The sequence below is a fragment of the Cesiribacter sp. SM1 genome (assembly GCF_020178975.1).
Classification (GTDB): Bacteria; Bacteroidota; Bacteroidia; order Cytophagales; family Cyclobacteriaceae; genus Cesiribacter.
Window position 1 is genome coordinate 1 of the sequence record NZ_JAHXBU010000065.1, and the last position, 2,419, is coordinate 2,419.

Annotated in this window: 2 protein-coding genes; both read left to right on the forward strand. The window is 32.1% G+C overall.

The annotated features are described in order from the left end of the window. Positions 1 to 362: 362 nt before the first annotated feature. The gene (locus tag KWJ01_RS13205; RefSeq protein WP_224996933.1) at positions 363 to 1,775 is read left to right on the forward strand and encodes an ATP-binding protein; all 1,413 of its coding nucleotides are present in this window, start codon (positions 363 to 365) and stop codon (positions 1,773 to 1,775) included. After that, positions 1,775 to 2,347, forward strand: a complete 573-nt coding sequence (locus KWJ01_RS13210; protein ID WP_224996934.1) for a hypothetical protein — start codon at positions 1,775 to 1,777, stop codon at positions 2,345 to 2,347. The genes KWJ01_RS13205 and KWJ01_RS13210 overlap by 1 nt, the downstream gene beginning before the upstream one ends. Positions 2,348 to 2,419 lie beyond the last annotated feature (72 nt).

Consider the following 2,419-nt stretch of genomic DNA (forward strand, 5'->3'; position numbering starts at 1 on the left):
CCTGAAAGGAGAGTCATTAAGAAAAGGAATTTTGAAAAACGAGTAACTAATTTTCACTACTTTGCAGCATCTTTCAAAGTGGCACTGTTTGACCGAAATCCCTGGCATGGTCCCACCGAAATAGCCACGTCTTAAATGTAAGTGCTATTATAGGACAAAATGGAACCGGAAAATCTAATATTTTAGAATTCATCAAGACATCTTTTCCGAAAGGTTATTCATCAATTCAATCACAGGCAATAATTTCTTACCGTATCAAGGATAATAACAATAGAAAAATTGTATTAATACCAAACAATAGCTTCAAGGTTGACATAATTCAAGAAAATAGCCACTTCGAAATCCACAGTTATCCCTTTGATATGCCAACAGAGGCAGTAGGTCTAACTGGGGAAGATTATTCTGATGCAGAATATGTATATTATTCAAATATTTTTGACTTAAGATCAGAAGAGATCAATATGCAGGGACTGCATAATCTTTCGACTTTAGCCCTTTTGAAAACAGATAGAAGCGACGTTGAGGAAAATCCCTTAGAAAATGCCGCAGGAAGCTACGACAGTTTTAGGGCAAACGAAATAAGAAGAAACATTCAATTTTTACTTTCAAATCATTCACATCTATTACATTATTTTCCTCTTCCCGAACATCTATTTATAAAAATTCTAAATCACGATGAAATTTATTTTAAGACAAGTAAATCGACTGATGTAACACATTTTATTGACCATTTTACAACAAAGCTTAAATCAACTAAATCGAGCAAGAATCAAAATTTTTTAAATAAACTCTATTTATCCATTCTTCTAAACTTTTTAAGAACAGATAGGCAATTTTCATCATTAAGTTTCATAACCCAACTTTCTTTTAACCAAAGTGACACAATCAAAAAATTCGTTCTTGATTTTTTCAATAATCTACCAAACATTAAATACAATACTGAAACTACGATCGAAAATCACGTAAAGAAATCAAGAGCTGCAATTGAATTTTTAAACTTTGTAGAAAAATCAATTAAAAAAAAGTCGTTTGTAGTTGAACAAGGCACAAGCTCAACTACGATTAAATACTCCATAAATGAAGGAGCCTATGATGAGATAACACTATTCTTGAAGTTATACATCAATTTAAAAGGATTGACTGACTTTCTAGACTTTAGTTGGAGAAACTTAAGCTCAGGAGAACAGTCACTATTTTCTTTTATATCAAGGTTTTATCATTTTAAACATCACCAAATTCAACATGAGGATCACAAAAAGAATATCGTAATACTCATAGATGAGGGTGATATCTATTTTCATCCAGCATGGCAAAAAGAGTTTTTTCTAATAGTCATAGATTACTTAAGCGAACTTCTTAGAGATCATACACTCCAACTCATTTTTACTGCCAACACCCCTTTTTTAACTTCTGACTTACCAAAATCAAATGTGATTTTTATTGAAAAATTGGATAAGCGAACAGTCTATGTCCTTAGTAAGGAAAACAACAGAAAGAACACTTTCGGCGGCAATATACATACTCTCTTTTCTGATTCTTTCTATATGGAAGGCGCATTGATCGGAGCATTTGCTAAAAGGAGAATTAATGAAATAATCGAATATTTAAATGGAGAGACAAAAGAGAAGAGAGAAGATTATAAAAAAACAATCGATATTATTGGAGAACCTCTTTTAAGAAGAAAATTACAACAAATGTGGGCTCAGAAGTTTGGCGTTGAAGAAGAAATAGCAGAGCTTCAAAAAAGGATTGATGAATTAAAAAGAAAGATGTGATGATCAAAATTGGTAAGTCGATTCATGAATTAGATTTATTAGCTGCCACTTTTTATACCGAGGTAGTAAAAAATTTAGATATAGAAAACATTCTCAATGTAAGGGTAAAAAGAGCAACAAGAATGGCTTCCTTCGCTGAAGCTACATTCTACGCATATCTTTATACTAACTTAAAAAAGATAATTACAAGCATTCCATCTGAACTTGAAAAATTATATATAAATATTAATCCGCTGTATACAGCATTAGAAGCTTCAAGAGTAAATACGTTACCTACACCTAAAACGAACAAGCAGATAAGCGATACTAAAAAAGCACTAAAAGATGAAGTACTTTCTATTTTCGACTATAACTCATTTACAAATTATGAAAATGGAAATTGGGCTTACAACCATTCAAAAAAAATTGGCCAAAATGTTTGCCCTTACTGCAACTCTCAATACACGTTTACAATAAAAACTCCAAGGGGAAAAACAAGACCTCACTTCGACCACTTCTTCAAAAAGTCAAAATATCCTGCATATTCCGTTAAAACTGAACAGGTTATTCCGGGTAAAGTGAACACCCTATAGGAATGGATGAGTAGAAGCGTTAGTTAAGCTACTTTATTTTAGGGGTTATTGCTAAGGGTTGATTTGAGCTTA

What these genes read in the sequence shown, in the direction of transcription:
- KWJ01_RS13210 (WP_224996934.1), top strand. Translation starts at nt 1,775, where the DNA reads ATGATCAAAATTGGTAAGTCGATTCATGAATTAGATTTATTAGCTGCC.
- KWJ01_RS13205 (WP_224996933.1), top strand. Translation starts at nt 363, where the DNA reads ATGCCAACAGAGGCAGTAGGTCTAACTGGGGAAGATTATTCTGATGCA.